This is a genomic window from Luteimonas fraxinea (assembly GCF_021233355.1).
Lineage (GTDB): Bacteria > Pseudomonadota > Gammaproteobacteria > Xanthomonadales > Xanthomonadaceae > Luteimonas > Luteimonas fraxinea.
On sequence record NZ_CP089507.1, the window covers coordinates 3,642,913 to 3,662,374 of the forward strand.

Consider the following 19,462-nt stretch of genomic DNA (forward strand, 5'->3'; position numbering starts at 1 on the left):
GGCCACCACTCGCAACGCCCAGACAACCCAACCACCTGTCGCCCCGGCGCACGCCGGGGCCCAGCGACTCTGCTCTCCAGCCCGACCAACCGAAGACCGACACACCTCGAAAAATGCCGCACCGCAGCATATTTTCAGCCGAAACAGCTCCCCGCCCGCCGCTACAATCGACGCATCTTTTGTCCCCGCAGGAGCGCGCCATGAGCACGCCGGCCAACCAGCTTCCCGACCGTCAGCCCGAGTCTTCCCCGCTGCGCTTCGTCACCGCCGCCAGCCTGTTCGACGGGCACGACGCGGCCATCAACATCATGCGGCGCCTCATCCAGTCGCAGGGCGCGGAGGTCATCCATCTGGGCCACAACCGCAGCGTCGAGGACGTGGTGCGCGCAGCGTTGCAGGAAGACGCCGACGGCATCGCGCTGTCGAGCTACCAAGGCGGGCATGTCGAGTACTTCAAGTACATGGTCGACATGCTGAAAGAACGCGGCGCCGGCCATATCCGCGTGTTCGGCGGCGGTGGCGGCACGATCACGCCCGAGGAAATCCGCGAGCTGCAGGGCTACGGCGTCGAGCGCATCTATCACCCGAACGACGGCATGAAGATGGGCCTCGTCGAAATGATCGAGGACGTCGTCAACCGCGCCGCCACCGCGCGCGATGCCGCCGTCCGCGACGATTCCAGCCACGCGCCCGACATCGACGACGAGATCGGCCTGGGCCGCGTGCTCTCCTCGCTCGAAGACGGCAGCATCAGCGAGAACGAACTTGCGAAACTGCGCAAGACCTGGCAGCTGGCCGGCGGCAAGACGCCGGTCATCGGCATCACCGGCACCGGCGGCGCGGGCAAGTCCTCGGTCACCGATGAACTGCTCAACCGCTTCCTCGCCAGCTTCCCGCAGATGCGCATCGCGGTGATCTCGGTCGATCCCACGCGTCGCCGTAGCGGTGGCGCCTTGCTCGGCGACCGCATCCGCATGAACTCGCTGCGCAGCCATCGCGTCTACATGCGCTCGATGGCCACGCGTCGCCAGAACGTCGCCACCAATGCGGTGCTCAAGGACTGCATTGGTTTCCTCAAGAGCCTCGCCTACGACCTCGTCATCGTCGAAACCGCCGGTATCGGCCAGTCGGATTCGGAGATCGTCGATCTCGTCGACTTCCCGATGTACGTCATGACCAGCGACTACGGCGCGGCCAGCCAGCTCGAGAAGATCGACATGATCGATTACGCCGAGCTGATCGTGCTCAACAAGTACGACAAGCGCGGCGCCGAGGACGCGCTGCGCGACATCCGCAAGCAGTGGAAGCGCAACCGCGTCGCGTTCCAGACCGCCGATGCCGACGTACCGGTGTATCCCACCATCGCCAGCCAGTTCAACGATCCCGGCGTGACCTGGATGTTCGACAACCTGTGCCGCCTGCTGCGCGAGAAGACCGGCGCCGGCAATGCGGGCCAGTGCAGCTTCCAGCCCGGCCTCGACACCTCGCTCAAGGAACCGCGCGCCACCGTGCTGATCCCCGGCGCGCGCGTGCGCTATCTGGCCGAGATCGCCGAATCCGGTCGCCGCATCAACAGCGACATCGAGCGCCAGGCCGAAGCCGCCGACCGCGCCCAGGCCATGTGGCAGGCGTTGCAGGAACTGGGCGACGCTCAACTGCCCAAGGCGCTCGACCTCTATCACTCCGATGATCTGCAGCCCGCCCGCGATCCCAACACCTCTCCCTCCGGGAGCGGTCGCAGCGCAGCTGCGGGTGAGGGTGCCGTGGTCGTCGACAGCCCATCCCCCGCAGTCCCCGCCGACCCCGTCCAGGCCGGCACCGCGCTTGACCCCAACACTGCGCGCGAACTCAGCACCTCTCCCTCCGGGAGAGGTCGCACCGCAGGTGCGGGTGAGGGCGGGGCCGTCGCAGTCGACCGCTCCCTCCTCACCCTGCGCCAGCGCTACAACGACGCCATCCAGGCGCTCAGCAGCGAATCGCTGAAGCTCCTGCGCGAATGGCCGCAGCGTCTGAAGTCGATCACCGACGAATTCACCGAGTACCAGGTGCGCGACAAGTCGATCAAGGTCGACAACTACCGCGACTCGCTGAGCCACCAGAAGATCCCCAAGATCGCTGCGCCCACCTACAAGAGCTGGGGCGAGCTGCTGACCTTCCTGGGCAAGGAAAACCTGCCGGGCAGCTATCCCTACACCGGCGGCGTGTATCCGTACCGCCGCACCGGCGAAGACCCGATCCGCATGTTCGCGGGCGAAGGCACGCCCGAGCGCACCAACCGCCGCTTCCATTACCTGTCCGTCGGTCAGCCGGCCGCGCGCCTGTCCACCGCCTTCGACAGCGTCACCCTGTACGGCGAAGACCCGGCGCCGCGCCCGGACATCTACGGCAAGATCGGCAACTCGGGCGTCAACATCCCCACGCTCGACGACATGAAGAAGCTCTATTCCGGCTTCGACCTGTGCGCGCCCACCACGTCGGTGTCGATGACGATCAACGGCCCCGCGCCAATGATCCTGGCGATGTTCATGAACTGCGCCATCGACCAGCAGATCGAGAAGTACCTCAAGGCAGACGAGGCCCGCTGGCAGGATGCGGAAGCTAAACTCGCCAAACTCTTCGAAGGCCGCGAACGCCCGCGCTACCACGGCGAACTGCCGCCCACCAACGACGGCCTCGGCCTGAGCCTGCTGGGCGTCTCCGGCGACCAGATGGTGGACGCCGACACCTATGCCGACATCAAGGCCCGCACCCTCGCCACCGTGCGCGGCACCGTGCAGGCCGACATCCTGAAAGAGGACCAGGCCCAGAACACCTGCATCTTCAGCACCGAGTTCGCGCTGCGGATGATGGGCGACATCCAGCAGTACTTCGTGGATCGCAAGGTCCGCAACTTCTATTCGGTTTCCATTTCCGGCTATCACATCGCCGAAGCCGGCGCGAACCCGATCAGCCAGCTCGCCTTCACCCTGAGCAACGGCTTCACCATCGTCGAGTACTACCTTGCGCGCGGCATGCGCGTGGACGACTTCGCGCCCAACCTGTCGTTCTTTTTCTCCAACGGCATGGACCCCGAGTACACCGTCATCGGCCGCGTCGCCCGCCGCATCTGGGCACGCGCCATGCGCGAGCGCTACGGCGCCAACGAGCGCAGCCAGATGATGAAGTACCACATCCAGACCAGCGGCCGGTCCCTGCACGCGCAGGAGATCCAGTTCAACGACATCCGCACCACGCTGCAGGCGCTCTACGCCCTGTTCGACAACTGCAACAGCCTGCACACCAACGCCTACGACGAAGCCATCACAACGCCCACGGAAGAAAGCGTGCGCAGAGCGGTGGCCATCCAGATGATCATCAACAAGGAAATGGGGCTCAACTTCATCGAGAACCCCTGGCAAGGAAGCTTCGCCGTCGACTACCTCACCGACATCGTCGAAGAGGCCGTCTACAAGGAGTTCGAAGCCATCAGCGAGCGCGGCGGCGTGCTGGGCGCCATGGACACCATGTACCAGCGCGGCAAGATCCAGGAAGAGTCCATGTACTACGAGCACAAGAAGCACGACGGCTCGTTGCCCCTGGTGGGCGTGAACATGTTCCTGCCCAAGGAACACGCCGGCGAGATCGCCACCGAGATCGAGCTGATCCGCAGCACCGAAGAAGAGAAGGGCCAGCAGATCGAGAACGTCCGCAACTGGCAGGAAGGTCGCAATGCGGTTGTACTTCCCCCTCTCCCTCAGGGAGAGGGCCGGGGTGAGGGCGCTCTTCGCGCCGATGCATCAGAAACCGAGAACCTCGCGTATCTTCAGAACGCGGCGCGCGAACGGCGCAATGTGTTCGAGGCGCTGATGGAGGCGGTGAAGACGCATAGCCTGGGGCAGATCAGCCACGCGTTGTACGACGTGGGTGGGGAGTATCGGCGCAACATGTAATACCGCAGCCTGGCTTTGGTGGGAGCCCGCTCTGAAGCTGGTTTTGCGGTACCATCGGGTCATGTCAGCGACCAGGAGCATCTCCGGTCACCAGTCTGACCTCTAGGCCGTTTAATTAACTTTACATTTGCGCGGTCTGCATTTGGCAGGCCGCGCGAACTGTAAAACAACAGCCTACTTATGTGTCTGCGGCGGCCCCGCATCATTGATCTTTAGTGCAAACGAGCGATATGACGTCGTATCCTTCGGTGTGCGCAACTGATTGGAGTGGGCAACTATGAATAAGCAGCCATTGCGCGATCTCTTTGATGCGATGTATCACGGAAAACATCAGTTCGCAGACTTTATGAGTTGCGATGTGACTGCGCGCGCGACCGCATTTCAGCTTAACGAAAGAACTATGTATAGCCCCGATAAGCGCTTAAGGGCATACCACTCCTTTCTGACCTTGTTCCTCTTTGACTACTTCCCTGTGGAATCCGAGGTTGCGTTTGGATACAGGAAGGGTTCCAGTGCCTATGACGCTGTCTCTCCTCATGCTCGAAGCCGCCACTTTTTTCAGGCGGACATCACGAGCTTTTTTGGCAGTCTTGATTCAGGCGTGGTCGCCAATGTTATTGATGAACATAAAGAGCGGTCGCCGATCGAAGATGTTGAAAAATATACGGCGCGAGTACGAAGTTTAGTGCTTCTCAACGGGTCGCTTCCAATGGGATTCTCGACATCCCCGGTGTTGAGTAACGCATGCCTATACAAGTTCGACCGCGCACTCCGAGAGAGGTGTCAGACGGCTGGGTTGCATTTCACTCGATACGCAGATGACCTCATTATTTCTTCGGGTGACCTCGAATTGACACGCTCCGCTAAGGCGATTGTGGAGGAGGTCTTGCTGCACGAATTCGACGGCAAGCTGCAGCTCAATGCTGAAAAAACGAAGCTGACGAGCATTGGTCGTAAGGTAAAGATTCTTGGTATGGTAATTCTGCCGAATGGACGAATCACTGTTGACCAAAGGACTAAAGATCGAATTGAGGTGCTTATCCATTTCTATCGAGTCGATCAAGAGCGCTTTCTCGCACTGGTAAAGAATGACCGTGCTGGCGGGTTAGAGCATCTCGCGGGTCTGGTTAGCTACGTAAATACTGTGGATCAGGAGTATCTGGGGAAACTTCGTCGAAAGTTTGGAGTGACAATAGTTGACAGTCTCCTGCACAAGACTATTCTGTGACCGTTTTTCGCGTCCATATTGAGAATGTTCAACATATCTCGAATCTCACCGTTGAACTCGATCTATCGAAAAACGGAATAATATGCGTTGCCGGCAAGAATGGGGCAGGGAAGACGACTCTCATAAAAGCGCTGAAGAATATCGCCTCTGCGGATACCTTTATGCGCACCTCCGCTCCAACTATCTTCAATGAAGAAAGTCGAATTTCGTATAACTGGAATAATGAGCAGTTCGATTTTGTTTACGATCCCTCGCTCCGCACCCTCGATTGCCGCATGCAAATTCCGGACTCTCTGCGCGGACTGGTGGTCGCGGAGTTGCCTGTCCCGCACGGGGAGCGCTTCAACTACTTCCGCTCCATCAGTGATGCCGATCTCTCTATCCGGCGTGCCATTGTGCTCGGTGAGTACACCGTACCCAATGAGTTGATTTCGTTTCTTGAGGCGATATACGGTACGGGCAAGTTCGAACGCGTCGTGCAAGTGACGCTAGGTAGAAATCAGTACTTTTGCACGCTTTTAGGAGGCGGGAGGTATATCAGGGAAGATTACTTTAGCTCCGGCGAGTATTTCCTTATAAGTCTCTACAAGCGTTTGCGAAGTGAGTGCAGGCTGATTGCTATTGATGAGATCGATATTTCTCTAGACCCTGCTGCGCAAGTGCGACTCGTTGGTGAACTACGCAGGATGTGCTCCCGCTATTCTCGAAACGTGCTGTTCACTACGCACTCTTTAGCGATGCTAAAGACTGTGCTCCCTGGCGAACTGCGGTACATGGAGCAACAAGGGGACGAAGTCGTACTGATTCCCCTCTCCTACAGCTTCATAAAAACTATCTTGTTCGGGTTCCGCGGGTGGGATAGATATATCCTTACTGAGGACGATGTGCTGCAGAGGTTTATCGAGTATGTGATTTCAAGGTTCTGTGGCCCCAGCTTTTTCTCGTGCAAGGTTATCTATATTGGTGGCAGTCAAAACGTTATCGATCTCATGAGGCGAAACGCGGTCGAGGGTTTTCTTAGCGATGCTGCGGCTGTGATTTCGGTGTTGGACGGTGACCAGCGCGACACACGCGCGGGGCGCAGCCGGAATACCCTCTGCATTCCGGTGGATAGTGTCGAGAAAGCGCTTCATCGGTATTATCAAGACTCCGCCTTCGAGCCTCGTCTGGATGCGTCATTTGACCACGCTAGACCGAAAGTCTTATTTTCGGAAATGATGCGACAGCGCGTTTTGTCGGAGCGCGAAATATTCGATGTCATTTGTTGCAACGAGGCCGAGGCGATCGCTGGGTTTGCAGCTACGTTGTCTGTCTTTCTAGCTTCGGAGCCACAGCTTGTCACAAGTGTAGATATGTAGACCGATCGCCCATTAACTTGCGTAGTCCTGCCTAACGCGAATAACGGGGTCGGTTTGGAGTACCCCTGGTTTCTCGGACAATGAACCTAAGGCACATACCTTAGGCGATTGAACTGCTTTTCGTATTGATGGGGCGATTGGTAACCCAGCGCAGAGTGCATGCTCCAGGTTCACTTATCTAGGATGACGCTGCGCGAGGGGTGACGTAGGCCAGTCAGGGGGACGGCATGCGACAGGGATTGAAGCGGGGGGCTCAGCGTCGAGAGGATGCGCTGACAGGGGGGGGGGGGCGGTGGGATCGGTTGGAGAGAGCGCCTTAATGGGTGAGGCTGTCTTCCATGCCTGGGCCTTAGCGATGTGAATCGAGGTCGCGGCGGAAGCCGAGCGCGATATGAATGCTCCTGCGTAGAGGTGCATGCCCATCGCGACAGGACGGCGCAAGCACAGGGCCGACACACCGGCGCCAATGTGGTTTCCAACCCTATTTCCCGTTGGAAGGGCTCCGGCGGTCACCTCACTTCCAATAGCTCGCACAACACTACTCGCACTAGATCTAGGACCCGGAGAGCCTCATCTCTGGAGGTACTGGTGTGGGTAGAGACACTTGACCGAGTATATACGGATCGAACAAATGTCCCCAATGCCTCTTCTACTGCGGTCGCAGCATTCTCAGTTGGTTCGCTAATGCTCTTGGAAACACGCCTGTTCTTCAGGACATAGCGTACTTTCTGTTTCATGGTAGGGCCGCGTGCGTCTGGCTCCATTTTAAAGCCAGGCGCAACTTTCACATCTTCATCGGGCGCGAGCTGGTCAAGCACCTTCCGTAGCGCTTCTCTCAAGTCTGTCGCCGGTCCGCGCCAAGACAATCGATTCTCGGTGCGGAGATCGATGAGTGCTTGTTCATATGACATCGCCGCCGTGGGCAGTAACGACCGAAGCGTTGCCACTAGGCGGCCATCCGCAGCGCTTAGTTCGATTACGTTGGTCCGGACTGGGGCTGCAACTAACTTCGTATCTAAAAGCACTAAGTGCTTCTTCAGCGATCTAAAAAGCTCCTTGTACTTGCTTGTAGATGATGCCTTGTGCGTTAGTTGCAAAAGCAGCTGCATCATGCGGTCGACCTCTGCGACGTGGGTGCCATCACCTGTGTTGTCTTCGATCATTGGTCGGACGTCGGCAAAGTACCCCTCGATAAGATTACGAATTCGCTCGCGCGATACCTTTGACTGAACCTGGGGGCCTGCAACTGAGTTGAGCAACTTTCTTTCGGCTTCAATCTGAGCCAACAATGCTGTCACGTGGGATGGCATTAGCCTTCGCCAGGCAGGTTGTGTTCCACCAAGTTGTACCCAACCGCGTTCAACTTGTACTCGCCTCGACCGGTCGACTCAAAGTATCCGGCAGCTTTCGCGTCGACAAGCAACTGCGCCATTCTCGTTGGGAGCTTGTACCCCGCTTGCTTAAAGTACTTTTCGAGGTCCGTTGTGGAGATGCTGTCCTTGCGTTCCTCATCACCTGCAAGCTCTTGTAAGTAGAAGGCTGTTACGCACGCCATTTCTCGCGCGGTTCGAGGCTTCTTCTGCTCCTTGAACGAGCGGATATCCACCCGCGACCTGCGCTCGATTGGCTGCTCCAAGCTCAGCTGCGGGGCGGGGGTTTCGTGCGGTAGGGGATCGCTCACAAAGAGCGCGCCGGACACTGGGGCTAGGTTTAGCTGCCGACAGACTGCGATTATCGCGGTCTCCCTCGATGCCTCATCTAGAGGCTCCAGGGCTGCGAGCAAGATGTCGATCGCCTTACCAAGAGTGTGTTTTTCTGAACTCATGATTATCTCCAAAAAATAGAGAAGAGCCTCCTGTCCGCTTGGGCGAGTGGTTAGCTTGTGGTCCAGATTAGCCCGAGTTTATTGATGAACTCAGCGCCCACAAGCTGAGGATGGTAGGAAAGGTTATGCTTGAGCTCATCGGCGTGTCCCGACAAGACCATGCCTTCCCCCTCCGTCCAGCCGTTTATCAAAGCCATGCTGGTTGGAAGAGAAAAATCAAGTATCTCCATGCTTGGAAGCGTAAGCCACGCATGGGCTTCAAACGTACGTGTGCCAAGCCCGTTGGCGGCCAGTTCCGAAAAGTAGTTATCGAGAGTCTTGAATCGAAAAGTGCTGCCCGATTTGATGTAGCCGATCGTGAAAGCTGGCTGCACGCCGAACACTTTCTCGAGCACGGGAACTAGGCGGAGGTGGATGCTTAAGCATTGTGCAACAAGGTCGGCAGGAGTTAGCTCTCCGAGCACATCACGCACCATATAAGGGATTGCCTCTAGGTTTTTGGGCACCAGAAGTCGCTCTTGCGCGAAAGTCATGTCGGGCTTTACACCGAGCTGCTGGGAGTAGGCGACTGCCTGTTGGAACTCGCTGAGATATGTCATAGCAAGCTAACCCCTTATGTTTCAAGTTTTTCGACCCTAGGTAACGAGCCCGGGGTGTGCGCCTCATAACGCCTCGGTGTCAGTAGCACCGTGTCCCCCCAGCGAGCCACCCGCTAGAGCCCGCGTCCTGCGCTTGGACAGTTGGACAAGGCAACTCTAGTAGAGATAAGCGTGGGCTTAGGCGCGATGCACTGAACAAAGCTAACCATATCGGATAAACGGGATGCCGGCGGTAGGCATCGTAGGCAAGGCGGCATTGGATGTCGCAATCAATGGCGTGACCGAAGGACACGGTTCGGCGACGGCGAGACTGGTATTGGCAGGCTCAAGGTCGTTGCCGATGTGCGCGTCTTGATCGACGCTATAGGGTAGACACAACAAAGCGCTGCTGGAGATTGGCCTGCTCCCACGTTTCGACCGCCTCTCGCCGCCTCATCAGCGGCACACGTCTCACGTTGTTGCGTGGTCTTGACGGTACCGCTTGACCCGTAGCAGACTCGATCCCAAGGAGCGTCGAAACTCCTCACGTAGCGGTCCCCACCTCCGTCAATCTGGTGGGTTTTTTGTGCCCGTGCGCTTGCGGGCATGGACCGACGCGATGTCTGCGTCGGGAGGGCGGCTAATACAACACCCTTCGGGGAAATACGCCCGCCGGCTACGTGCGGTTTCGAACCTCCCGACTTCCCGTCCTCCGTCTGGCGGACGGGCACTTCATGGATCGAGGAGATGACGATGTCGAAGTTCGATACGGAAGATCGCGGCGCGCTGGGCTATTTCCTGACCGAGGACGGCCAGTCCCGGCTGCGCAATCTGCACCAGCACATTGTGTTCCTGTCACGCCTGGCAGAGCCGCGCGTGGACGAGGAAGAGGACGGGCCTGAAATCGACCACCCCGCGCTGGCCGGCTGCATGGACCTGCTGGCCGAGCAAGTGCAGTTGGTGCTGGATACGGTGGCCTGGCCGGCGCGCCTGCAGGCGAAGGGCAAGCCGCTGAAGGTAGGGCCGCAGGCCGACGATGACGAAGCCGAGGACGCGGATGAGGCCGATGGCGACGCTGCGCCCGTGGCAGCTTCCGCTGACGATAACTACGATTTCGGCATGACGATGGATCAGCTGGACGAGCTGCACCGCCTGCTCGATCTGCTGCGCGCCCAGGGCGATCTGATGATGGCCACCGGCGAAGGCAATGTCGCCAAGGAGACCATCATCGTGACGGGCTCGGCCATCTTCGATGGCGCCGAGGCCGTGGACGCCATCATCGACCAGGTCGAAACGCAGATCCTCGACGACGACGACCCGCGTGCCAAGCCCCGGCGTGTGCGTGAAATGCCGCCGGCGTATGGCGTGCACGCCGTCGCGGCCACTGAGCCGAAGGCTCAGCACCGCGCAGAGCTGCACTGAGCCCAACGCCACCCGCAGCCGCGTTGGTGCGTGCTGCGGGTGGCGTCTCGGGTCGAGGGACGGCGAGCGCCGCTGTGTTCTCTTCCACTCGCGGGTCGCGCGCGACCTGGCCGCGCATCCGTCGCCTTCGGTTACTGAACTGCTGCGGCGCAATCGGAGAAGTAGGGATTGCGGTTCCTCTTACGCGGCCACTTGCCGGGGTCATAGGTTGGACAGGCAGCACGGCCGTAGCCGTCTGCGCAGACGAATCCCTGACCTTTATCTCGAGGAGTACGCAGATGGTGACGAACGCGGGCGAGATGTGCCCGATATGCCAAGAGACCTTCAACGCGGGTGACACGGCCCGGCGACACGGAAGCACGTGCGCGGCCCGCTTCCACTCCGGTTGCATCGACAGCTGGCTTGCCGGGCAGATCCGCGTCAACCCGGCCGCCCCTGGTGTGCTTCCCGGGTTTTCTCCTGTGACGCATACGATGGAGGCGCCGAACACGAACTGCCCGGCGTGCCAGCAGCCCTGGGCGGGGTTGACCTACGTGGACACCGTTGTTTGAACGGCAACACATCACAACAAGGCCCGCCATTGGCGGGCCTTTTCTTTGGGGGCGTGGAGTCGGGGGCACGCATTCTGTTTGAGACAGCGGCCATCCCGCTCTTGTCGGGGTTCTGTGCACGCCGCCTCGGGACAGCGTGCGTTCCGTGCGTCAGGGCATGGCGACCCAGGCGGTGGTGCCGGGCTCCTGGTAGTGGGTGATGTGCGCGTACGGGATGGACGTGAGGAAGGCCACCTCTGTGAGACCCACGGCGCCGACGCCGGTCAGCGCGATGAGTTGCGACGTGGCCAGGTTTGCGCCCTCGAAGACGAGTCGGGTGCCAACCGCTGATGCGAGCACGTCGGAATTGTTGCCCACGGGGATGACCGCGCCCTGTCCGTTGACTTGGTAGTTGAGCGTGAACGTCATGCGGTACACATAGCTGGTGCCGTAACCGCCAGCGTCCGGGGTGACATCGGTCGAGATGTGCACCGTGTCCTGACTCTTCCCCTTCTTGATCTCCGTCATCAGCGCCAGCAGGTTGATGCGATTCGCGCTGTTCAGGGCGGTCTGCAGCGGTGTCGTATTCGCCGGCGGAGGCAGCGCAACTGCGGCGTAGGGGCCCGCCTGACCCATGCATCGGTTGATCAGCGCGATTGCGGTGGCTGGTGTGAGGGGCGCCCGGGCGGCGAACCCGTTCGCCGCTTGGATCTGTTCGGGAGTGCGGGTATCGCCTCGATAGAGTTGGATTGGCATTGCGTTTCCTTACGTGGTCTGCAGGGCAGCCACTGCGTTGATGGGGGTTATCGGCGCGCGCGTGCCGGCGCGCTAGTAGTAGTTGTCGGCCAGGCGTGCTTCAGAGGCACTCACGGCGGCCTGGTAGGCGTTGCCCCTCGAAGCCAGTGCCTTGATCGACGCGCGCACGATCTGCTGGGTCACCAGGGAGCCCGCTGTGAACGAATGCTCGACGGCGGGTCCAAAGCCGTGCGCCCTCTGCAGAACCACCGGTTTCGTGACATCAAAGCTTGCTTCCTTGAGGCGTTGCTGGATTTTCTTCACCGCCAGGTCGTATGCGCTGTCCTTCTTGGCCCATTCGTCGATGTCGAGCGTGTCCTTCGCCAGGTCCTCCGTCAGGCCGGCCTGCAGCTGCTTCATACGCCTGAGGTTCTGGGCATCGATGAGGGCGTTGCCGAACGCGGACTCGTTCTTGACGTCGTCGATGCTCTGCATGAAACGGTAGTAGATCGCTGTCGCCGTCACGGCCTCGGCGCCGAAGGTGTCCACGTCTTTGATGTTCACCGAGGTGGCATACAGGAACGAGAACAGTCCGGGCGACAGCCGGGTCATGCTGAACGCCAGGCTGGCGGCCGACGTAGAAGACGACTTGGCCGCCTCCGCGACCGTGTTGACCACGTCCGAGTAGGCGGCGATGGCCTGTTCGCTCATAGCGGGCGAAGGCGAGGTTGGATCCTGTGCGGCGGCCACCGCCTTGAGCGCTGACGTGACGACCGCCGCGATCTTGTCCAGGCTGAACTCGCTCGTGTACTCGATCTTGGTGTCCGAGTTGAACGAGAGCTCGCGTGCATCGGTGACCTTGGCATCCCTGAGATGGACGCCGATCGCGTCGATGAAGTACTTCCGCGTTTTCTCGTCGTCGTCCTTTAGCAATACCGTCAGTTTGTCGATCTGTGCCTTGGCGGCGACCGTCTTGTCGGCGACGGATTCAACCGAGCCGGATGTGCATGTCATGGTGTCTCTCCTTGTCGGGTCTCGTGGTGGACGGCGGTGTGCCGTTACATCCTGTTGAGTACGCCGATCAGCCGCTGGCTCGCCTCCGCTGCCTGGAAGAGCCGGAAGCCGTCCTGACCCAGGTGCGCGCGAACGTCGTTGAAAGCATCGTTGAAAGGCGCGTTCTGCTGGGGGCCGAGCAGCTGGACTTGGACGCCGTTGACCTCCATTCCTACGACGTTGTCGTAGCCGAACGGCGCGCCGTTGCCGCCATGGACGTCGATCCATGCCTGGATTCCGTTGAAGTACGCGATGTACGGCTGGAGGTATGGCCCTTGGTTCTGCGGGCTGGAACTGGCCCATGTCGCGAGTTGTGGATGCGCCATCTGGGTGGCGAGCTGTGCAGGCGTGAAAGGCATGGCGGTAATTCTCCGGCGGGTGGCTGAGGGAACAGGGGGGCGTTGGTGCGCTTGACCTGTTTCATTGCGAGGCGATCGAGTGCTGCATGCCCACCGTAGGAGCCCAGGCGGTGCTCCGGTAGGGGAACGACGTTCCCCGGTTCTGTGCCGCCGCACGCCGTCAGCGAACGCCGCGCCACGCCGCAGGTAGCGCCGTGAGATGCATCGCCTGCATGCGCAGTGACAGGGCTCTCGCGGCAGCCGCGCAGCAGCCCAGCTGCAATCCGCCCGTGCGGCCGACGTCAGTCAGCGTCGATGCGCCGCGAACGGAAGTCAGTGGCGGAGCAAGCGCGCCAGGTCTGCCGGCGTGCCGGGGAAGAGGTCGAGGTCCGCGGCGCTGGGGCTTGCCGGCAGCCGATCGGAGCGCTGCCAGAACGCGAAGGTGGTCCATGCCGGCGGCAGGCGCGGGGCGGGGGCGTCGGTCCAGTCGGCAATCCAGAGCGGGTATTGCGCGAACTGCGGATCGTGCAGGTAGGTGCTGCCCATGCTCCAGTTGGTGTAGAGCAGCGGCATGCAGCCCAGGCGGTGCCGTGCGCGCTCGAGCGCGGCCAGCACGATGCGCGCAACGTCTTGTGTGTCGTGGGGCGGGCCGCGCGGAGTGAAACTGAGTTCCTCGAAGTCGATGGCCAGGCAGAGATCCCGGGACGTGGCCGGCCCCAGGGCGTCGACGGCGTTGTCGACCTGGGCGATGGGGTCCTCGTCGAGCCTGAGAAACACGTAGGCGCCCCGATAGATGTCGCGTTCGGCCATCAGTTGCCAGTTGCTGTGGAACTCGTGGTCCAGGCGCCGGCCATAGGCCACCCGGACGAAGGCGAAATGTAGGTCCGGCACGGCATCGAACACCGCGCTGGCGCCCCGCGCGCCGTGGCCGGACCACTGGGAGATGTCGGTGCCGAGCAGGGGGGATGGCGCGGGCTGCGGTATGTCTGCGGTCGCATCATGCGGATCCAGGTCGTGGTCCTCGCGCAGAGGCGTGGGCCACGTCTCCGGTATTGCCGGCGGTGGCACGGATGCGGTGGGGCTTTGGGAGGGTGGGAGGGGGCCGGGATGCGCATCGGCGCTGATGTCCTGCGACACCGCCAGGAGTTCGGCGACATCGTCCACATACACGCCGATGGCGACGCCGAACGCCACGCAGAGCTTGCAGGCGACGAGGGCGGCCACCCACCTGGGGCAGCGATGCGCGCGGCGCCGACGCGTCGGGCGCGATGCCGATGCTGAAGGCGCATTGCCCGGCCATGCCGCCGCATCCCACGCCGTGTGGGGTGGGGCCTCGTGCGCCAAGTCTGGCGATGCCGCATCCGCGTCCGTGGGCTCCGGTGCCCCCTCCGCCTCGACGCGCGTGGGACGGGTGCGCTCGGGCGCGAGCGAATCGCGAAGCGCGGTGGTCCTCGCGTCGGCCCGGATTGCCATTACGCCGCTGGTGAACTGCAGCAGCAGTGCGGAGGCTTCGGGGCCGAAGGGATGCCCGACATACCGCACGTCGCCGCCGGCGCTGCGGATCTCGGAGGGATCCTCGGTGTAGTCGCCCGCCGCATTGAGCACGATGCGCGGCGTGCCGTGCTCCATGGCGACGCGCGGCTTATCGAAGATGTTGCCGATGCAGCGGAAGGCGCCGGGTGTGGCGTGCGCGACAGGGTGCGTGGTGGCGATACCGCAGCGCGCCATGTCGGCGAGCAGCACGGCGGCGGACAGGGTCTCCGCCGCCAGTCTGTCGCGTTCGCCCGCCTGCGCGGCCTCGACGTAGAGGTAGGCGGCCCCGGCGTCCGGCTGGAGGATCAGCCCGGTCCCGGGGCGCGGTGAAAACCACGCCCGTTGCCATGCCTCGCTGAGCGCGATGGGGCCGTCCGCGCAGGCGGCCAGCACGGCGCGCAGCCAGGCGCGGTCGGTCTCCGGCAGGCTGGCCAGCGCCCGCACGAATCGGGTGGCGGAATGCATGAGGGCGCGGCTCCTTGCCGTCGGTGTTGGCGTCAGCCGCCACCGCCGGCGTCAGCAGGCGGCGGATCGGCGTCCTTGCCTCCTGTGCCGGGAGTTGCCGGGCTGGAGTCGTCGATCGAAACCGCGAGGTATTTGCCGGGGTAGTACTTGGCCATCCAGCCCTGCGCCAGCTGCGAGGCGGTGATCCGCTTGAGGTAGTAGGTGATCGGCGCGCCGATCTTGCCGTCCAGGCACTTCTGCACGTAATCGTCGAGCGCATCCATCATGGAATTGATGTCGATGATCTTGTTGGCGCCGTCGTCGATGTCCTTCAGCGCGGAGAGCGCGCTTTCCATCTGTCCGGACTTCATGGCCACCAGGCCTTGCCCTGTGCGCGCGGCGGTGGCGGACGATGCGACAGAATCCCGCTCGGTCTGGGTCACCCCTTGGAGTTTGAGCAAGGCGGTCATCGACGCCGATCCATCGTTGTCGGCAAATTCGCGCACGCCCATCTTCACCTGGTTGGACTTGATCGACGGGATGGAGCCGATGGTGGTCAGGGTGCAATGGGAGGTGATGTTCTGCGAGGACAGCAAGGATTTGGCATCGTCACTGAAGGTCCGGCTGATGCCGAAGCCGCCGGACGCACTCTGGAACCAGCTGCCGACCTTCATCTGTGTCTGCAGCGAGGAGGCGATGCTCACCATCGCCTCGCTGCTTCGTGTATCGGTGGTGTTGAGGATGTGCACCATGCCGATGAAGCAGGAGCCCATGGTGGCGCCGGAGAGGATCGTGAGTGCTTTTTCGTCTTTGGTGTCGGCGCGGGCGGCGATGTCCTGGATGCTGGCCGGCGAATCGGTCTTGATCATGTCGTCCGGGAAAAAGGCGTTGAACGCCCGGACGCCCTTGTCCACATCGAGAATCAAGGGCGCGAGCAATACGGCGTCCTTGTGGGTGCAGGTAATGGCGATCACCAGCGTGCCGCTGATGCTGTGGTTCTGCGTCTGGCTGTGCACCTGGCTGGCCGACGAGCGCGAGGCCTGGGACGCGAACGAACTGCCCAGATACCCGACCTGGCCGCTGATGAACTGGGCGACATCGGAGGCGTGACTGCCTGAGTCCTGGGTGTTTTCGTCCCGGCTGAAATACTGGATGTTCATCCGCAGGCCGTCGGCCGACAGCGGCATCTGCTTGATCTGGCTGCGGTTGTAGTCGATGGGGGATTCGATCGACTCGCTGATGCCCGGAAGCTTTGCGCGCAGCGGTTGCGAGGCCCGGATAGCCTGGATCTTCGCCTTGGCATAGGCCTCGGCGGCCGTGGACACCGACTGGCCGAACTCGGCGCGCTCGGCGTCCAGTTCCTTGGTGTCGATGCCCATGCCGGCGAGCTCCTGGGACGTCATGTCCAGTGAGCGCTTGGTTGCGAGCAGGGAGTTGAGCGAGTCCTCGGCGGCGTCGGCGGGTGCCTGTGCCGCGGCGATCTGCTCGAGCACTTCGAGTCGTTCTCTGCTGACCAGGTTACCGAGGGCAAGGGCGGGGTCGTACGGGATGGTGGATGGCATGGTGCGTCTCCGGATGAAATGTCGAGTGGGTCGGGCGTGCGCGACATGGCGTCGCTTCGCCGCGGGGTGGCGTCTAGTTCCGGTAGGCCTTCAGCTGACGCCTGGACACGCCGAAGGTGGCGTGGAGCATTTCGGGGGGCCACTTCCTGGCGACGGCGACACGGATGGCCGCCCGGCGCAGCGACAGGAACAGGCCCCAGGAGCTGGGAATGTCCAACTGGCCGTTGACGTCGGCGATGTCGCGCCAGTGCTGGTAGACCACCGACGGCACGTCCAGGCCGGTCATGTCGAAAAAGCGCGCGGCGCGCGTTGGAAGATAGATGCGCTTGCCGCCATAGCTGTTGACCAGATCGATGATCAGCTCGAAGCCGCCGACGGCGCCGATTTCGGCCAGCGATGCCGGTAAAGCCTCGACCACGAACGCCTTGTTCTGCTCGCAGAAGCACACGCACATGTACCGCGACTCGCCCTGGAAAATAGACGCGCCGCCAATCAGGCTGATGAAGCATTCGCCCGGCTGCATGCCGGATACGAGCCACTGCGACGTCCCTGTGTGGTCCATGAAACCCCCTGTGCATCCATGGCAGTTGGTGGTGCCTCACGCTATGGAGGCTTCCAACGCGGGTGTAGGGGATCGGTCTTCCCTAGTGGTAAAAATTCTCGCTTGCTGAAGGATTCTGTGATGGTGTCGCGAGTTCTGCCACGCGGCTCGAGCTGCGTTCAACGCAAGACGTCACTGCGGCCTTAAGCACCTCCGTCCTCCGTCTGGCGGACGGGCACTTCATGGATCGAGGAGATGACGATGTCGAAGTTCGAGACGGAAGATCGCGGCGCGCTGGGCTATTTCCTGAGCGAGGACGGCCAGTCCCGGTTGCGCAAGCTGCACCAGCACATCGAGTTCCTGTCACGCCTGGCAGAGCCGCGCGTGGACGAGGAAGAGGACGGGCCTGAAATCGACCACCCCGCGTTGGCCGGCTGCATGGACCTGCTGGCCGAGCAGGTGCAACTGGTGCTCGATGCGGTGGCTTGGCCGGCACGCCTTCAGGCGAAGGGCAAGCGGGGCGATGACCAGGACGAGGCCGACGACGACCACGACGACCACGACGACGACGACAGCGACGAAGACGAAGCTGAGGATGTGGATGTGGATGCCTCGGACGATGTCGAAGAGGCAGTCGCGACGGAACCGGGTGGGGCGAAGTATCTGGTCGGCATGACGCTGCGTCAGATCGATGAAGCGACCAACCTGCTCGACATGCTGGTTGCCCAAGGCGATCTGCTGCACTTGAGCGGCACTTCGGGCACCGAATTCACGGACAACACGATTGCAATCGCTGGCGCGTCCATCTTCGATAGTGCGCAGGTGCTGCAGGCACTCCACCGGCAGGTGATTTCGCAGTACCTCACTGATCGGCCGGCCGCGCGACCGCGGGTGCGGGAGACGCCGCCGCTGTACAACGTTCACGTGACTGCAACTGCCAAGCCGCAGGGCGAACACCGCGCCCACTAGCACTGAGCCCAACGCAACCCGCAGCGGCGCTGATGCGTGCTGCGGGTTGCATTTCGCTTTCGAGGTAATGACTCCGGCCAATGCGCCGCCTGTGCGTGCGGGTCGGGCATGGCCGGATCCTGCAACTGACGCTGCTGTCCTTTTGAGCCGTCGGCATGCCGACTGTTCGTGCATTGCCGGGATCGAAGCCGATCCAGCTGCCGCAGGGGATGCTGTTACGCCGCACACACATGCTCAGACCGCATCGCGGAGTGGGTTAGTTCTGCCGTGCGCAACGCTTTTGCCAAGCAATGAAAGTCGACAGCACACCGGAACGTTTGCTTGTCGAACAACAAGAAGGCGCTCCGGCGACCACCCCGTCGTCGTAACTGCTCTGGAAATGAACCTTATTCGCCGTGAGGCAGGAACACGCCACGGAACCGCATCTTCCCGGAGGACAGGCGGTCGTATGCTTCGGTCGCTTGGTCGAGCGAGAAGGTTTCGACGATTGGCTTGACCTTTCCCTTCGCGGCAAGTTCAAGAATCTCGGCGAGGTAATGTTGTCCGCCATGGGTGGAGCCCACCACGCGCTGGCGCATCATATGGAAGGGCTTACCGTCGGACGGGATCGAGAACGGCTTGCTGAAGTCGAGTCCGCACAGGACGATGCGCCCGTCGGGCTTGACTCCCGCCATCGCTTTTTCGGCGGTGTCGAAGTCGTTGGTCGTGACCAGAAGAACATCTGCGCCGCCAGCCGCCAACAGCTCCTGGCCGTTCGCGACGACGATGTCTGCACCAAGATCTTTCGCAAGCTTGTGCTTGTCCGGCGAATGCGTGATCGCAATGGTCTCGAATCCGCAGGCCTTGGAGAACTGGAGGGCGACGTGGCCAAGTCCACCAATACCGAGCACCGCGACCCTGTCACCCGGTTTCGGGTCCGCATCGCGCATGCCACTCCAGGTGGTGTAGCCCGCGCACATCATCGGCGCAGCGTCCTCGTAGTCCAGCCCATCGGGCAGCAATACAGTGCCTTCCGCAGAGATCGCGATGTACTGTGCGTGCCCGCCCTGCGACGCGAAGCCCGTCGTTCTGGGCGAAACGCAGTTCATGGCCGTCTGGCCGGTCAACGGACGGTTCTGGCGGCAGTAAGGGCATCGACCGCACGAGGACTGCACCCATGTGGTGCCGATTCGGTCTCCCACCTTGCGTGTGCGGACGCCCGCGCCGACTTCGACAATCTCACCAACCACCTCGTGGCCAGGAGTCTGCGGATAAATGTCGCCGCCAGCCCCCTGGGTGGCCCAAACGTCCGTGTAGCACATGCCAGAAGCGTGAACTTTCACCAGGACCAACCCTGGCTCTGCCTTGGGCACGGGGACCTCATGAACTTCCCAAGGCTTGTTGGCCCCGGTCATCACAACTGCCTTCATCTTCATCG

16 protein-coding genes are annotated in these 19,462 nt (G+C 61.7%); 6 read left to right on the forward strand and 10 right to left on the reverse strand.

The genetic code is table 11. From position 1 onward, the window contains the following. Window positions 1–200 precede the first annotated feature (200 nt). The 3 genes from LU699_RS16550 (at window position 201) to LU699_RS16560 (ending at window position 6,515) form a co-directional block, all read left to right on the forward strand. Window positions 201–3,929, forward strand: a complete 3,729-nt coding sequence (locus tag LU699_RS16550) for a methylmalonyl-CoA mutase family protein (RefSeq protein WP_232580293.1) — start codon at window positions 201–203, stop codon at window positions 3,927–3,929. A 277-nt stretch (window positions 3,930–4,206) separates the two neighbouring features. Next, window positions 4,207–5,157 (forward strand): reverse transcriptase family protein, encoded by a 951-nt coding sequence (locus LU699_RS16555; RefSeq protein WP_232580294.1) that lies wholly within the window; start codon window positions 4,207–4,209, stop codon window positions 5,155–5,157. Continuing rightward, window positions 5,154–6,515: an AAA family ATPase gene (locus LU699_RS16560; RefSeq protein ID WP_232580295.1), complete on the forward strand. Its 1,362-nt coding sequence runs from the start codon at window positions 5,154–5,156 to the stop codon at window positions 6,513–6,515. The genes LU699_RS16555 and LU699_RS16560 overlap by 4 nt, the downstream gene beginning before the upstream one ends. Before the next feature lie 509 nt (window positions 6,516–7,024). Here LU699_RS16560 and LU699_RS16565 read toward each other — a convergent pair. The 3 genes from LU699_RS16565 to LU699_RS16575 all read right to left on the reverse strand — a co-directional run bounded on the left by LU699_RS16565 (window position 7,025) and on the right by LU699_RS16575 (window position 8,939). Further along, the gene (locus LU699_RS16565) at window positions 7,025–7,678 is read right to left on the reverse strand and encodes a pPIWI-associating nuclease domain-containing protein (RefSeq protein WP_232580296.1); all 654 of its coding nucleotides are present in this window, start codon (window positions 7,676–7,678) and stop codon (window positions 7,025–7,027) included. A gap of 146 nt (window positions 7,679–7,824) precedes the next feature. Further along, window positions 7,825–8,340, reverse strand: coding sequence for a hypothetical protein (locus LU699_RS16570; protein ID WP_232580297.1), 516 nt, complete (start codon window positions 8,338–8,340; stop codon window positions 7,825–7,827). Between the two features lie 50 nt (window positions 8,341–8,390). Next, the gene (locus LU699_RS16575; protein WP_232580298.1) at window positions 8,391–8,939 is read right to left on the reverse strand and encodes a hypothetical protein; all 549 of its coding nucleotides are present in this window, start codon (window positions 8,937–8,939) and stop codon (window positions 8,391–8,393) included. 732 nt (window positions 8,940–9,671) lie between these two features. Here LU699_RS16575 and LU699_RS16580 point away from each other — a divergent pair. Together LU699_RS16580 and LU699_RS16585 are read left to right on the forward strand one after the other, a co-directional pair. Beyond that, window positions 9,672–10,340, forward strand: coding sequence for an XAC0095 family protein (locus tag LU699_RS16580; RefSeq protein ID WP_232135714.1), 669 nt, complete (start codon window positions 9,672–9,674; stop codon window positions 10,338–10,340). 278 nt (window positions 10,341–10,618) lie between these two features. Next, window positions 10,619–10,891 carry an RING finger domain-containing protein gene (locus LU699_RS16585; RefSeq protein ID WP_232149733.1) on the forward strand — a complete coding sequence of 91 codons (273 nt, stop codon included), beginning with the start codon at window positions 10,619–10,621 and terminating at the stop codon, window positions 10,889–10,891. Between the two features lie 150 nt (window positions 10,892–11,041). Here the strand turns inward: LU699_RS16585 and LU699_RS16590 are convergent, their stop codons facing one another. From LU699_RS16590 to LU699_RS16615, 6 genes are all read right to left on the reverse strand, one after another. Continuing rightward, complete coding sequence (locus LU699_RS16590; RefSeq protein ID WP_232135713.1) at window positions 11,042–11,626, reverse strand: hypothetical protein; 585 nt, start codon at window positions 11,624–11,626, stop codon at window positions 11,042–11,044. A gap of 72 nt (window positions 11,627–11,698) precedes the next feature. Then, window positions 11,699–12,619 carry a hypothetical protein gene (locus tag LU699_RS16595; protein WP_232149731.1) on the reverse strand — a complete coding sequence of 307 codons (921 nt, stop codon included), beginning with the start codon at window positions 12,617–12,619 and terminating at the stop codon, window positions 11,699–11,701. Window positions 12,620–12,663: 44 nt separating this feature from the next. Beyond that, window positions 12,664–13,017, reverse strand: coding sequence for a hypothetical protein (locus LU699_RS16600; protein ID WP_232135711.1), 354 nt, complete (start codon window positions 13,015–13,017; stop codon window positions 12,664–12,666). Window positions 13,018–13,329: 312 nt separating this feature from the next. After that, entirely contained in the window at window positions 13,330–14,994 is a 1,665-nt protein-coding gene (locus tag LU699_RS16605; protein ID WP_232149730.1) for a GH25 family lysozyme, read from the reverse strand. 32 nt (window positions 14,995–15,026) lie between these two features. Further along, window positions 15,027–16,535: a hypothetical protein gene (locus tag LU699_RS16610; RefSeq protein WP_232135708.1), complete on the reverse strand. Its 1,509-nt coding sequence runs from the start codon at window positions 16,533–16,535 to the stop codon at window positions 15,027–15,029. Between the two features lie 73 nt (window positions 16,536–16,608). Then, a complete protein-coding gene (locus LU699_RS16615) occupies window positions 16,609–17,058 on the reverse strand; it encodes a hypothetical protein (protein ID WP_232135707.1) in 450 nt (149 codons plus the stop codon). Window positions 17,059–17,337: 279 nt separating this feature from the next. Between LU699_RS16615 and LU699_RS16620 the strand changes: the two genes are divergently transcribed. After that, window positions 17,338–18,045 carry an XAC0095 family protein gene (locus LU699_RS16620; RefSeq protein ID WP_232580299.1) on the forward strand — a complete coding sequence of 236 codons (708 nt, stop codon included), beginning with the start codon at window positions 17,338–17,340 and terminating at the stop codon, window positions 18,043–18,045. A 386-nt stretch (window positions 18,046–18,431) separates the two neighbouring features. Here LU699_RS16620 and LU699_RS16625 read toward each other — a convergent pair whose 3' ends face one another. Beyond that, window positions 18,432–19,460, reverse strand: coding sequence for an alcohol dehydrogenase catalytic domain-containing protein (locus LU699_RS16625; RefSeq protein ID WP_232135703.1), 1,029 nt, complete (start codon window positions 19,458–19,460; stop codon window positions 18,432–18,434). Window positions 19,461–19,462: the final 2 nt, after the last annotated feature.

Bases quoted from the DNA above. Each gene is read 5' to 3' on its own strand.
- LU699_RS16610 (WP_232135708.1), bottom strand. From the start codon at position 16,535: ATGCCATCCACCATCCCGTACGACCCCGCCCTTGCCCTCGGTAACCTG.
- LU699_RS16620 (WP_232580299.1), top strand. From the start codon at position 17,338: ATGTCGAAGTTCGAGACGGAAGATCGCGGCGCGCTGGGCTATTTCCTG.
- LU699_RS16600 (WP_232135711.1), bottom strand. From the start codon at position 13,017: ATGCCTTTCACGCCTGCACAGCTCGCCACCCAGATGGCGCATCCACAA.
- LU699_RS16575 (WP_232580298.1), bottom strand. From the start codon at position 8,939: ATGACATATCTCAGCGAGTTCCAACAGGCAGTCGCCTACTCCCAGCAG.
- LU699_RS16595 (WP_232149731.1), bottom strand. From the start codon at position 12,619: ATGACATGCACATCCGGCTCGGTTGAATCCGTCGCCGACAAGACGGTC.
- LU699_RS16585 (WP_232149733.1), top strand. From the start codon at position 10,619: ATGGTGACGAACGCGGGCGAGATGTGCCCGATATGCCAAGAGACCTTC.
- LU699_RS16550 (WP_232580293.1), top strand. From the start codon at position 201: ATGAGCACGCCGGCCAACCAGCTTCCCGACCGTCAGCCCGAGTCTTCC.
- LU699_RS16625 (WP_232135703.1), bottom strand. From the start codon at position 19,460: ATGAAGATGAAGGCAGTTGTGATGACCGGGGCCAACAAGCCTTGGGAA.
- LU699_RS16555 (WP_232580294.1), top strand. From the start codon at position 4,207: ATGAATAAGCAGCCATTGCGCGATCTCTTTGATGCGATGTATCACGGA.
- LU699_RS16605 (WP_232149730.1), bottom strand. From the start codon at position 14,994: ATGCATTCCGCCACCCGATTCGTGCGGGCGCTGGCCAGCCTGCCGGAG.
- LU699_RS16580 (WP_232135714.1), top strand. From the start codon at position 9,672: ATGTCGAAGTTCGATACGGAAGATCGCGGCGCGCTGGGCTATTTCCTG.
- LU699_RS16570 (WP_232580297.1), bottom strand. From the start codon at position 8,340: ATGAGTTCAGAAAAACACACTCTTGGTAAGGCGATCGACATCTTGCTC.
- LU699_RS16615 (WP_232135707.1), bottom strand. From the start codon at position 17,058: ATGCAGCCGGGCGAATGCTTCATCAGCCTGATTGGCGGCGCGTCTATT.
- LU699_RS16565 (WP_232580296.1), bottom strand. From the start codon at position 7,678: ATGATCGAAGACAACACAGGTGATGGCACCCACGTCGCAGAGGTCGAC.
- LU699_RS16590 (WP_232135713.1), bottom strand. From the start codon at position 11,626: ATGCCAATCCAACTCTATCGAGGCGATACCCGCACTCCCGAACAGATC.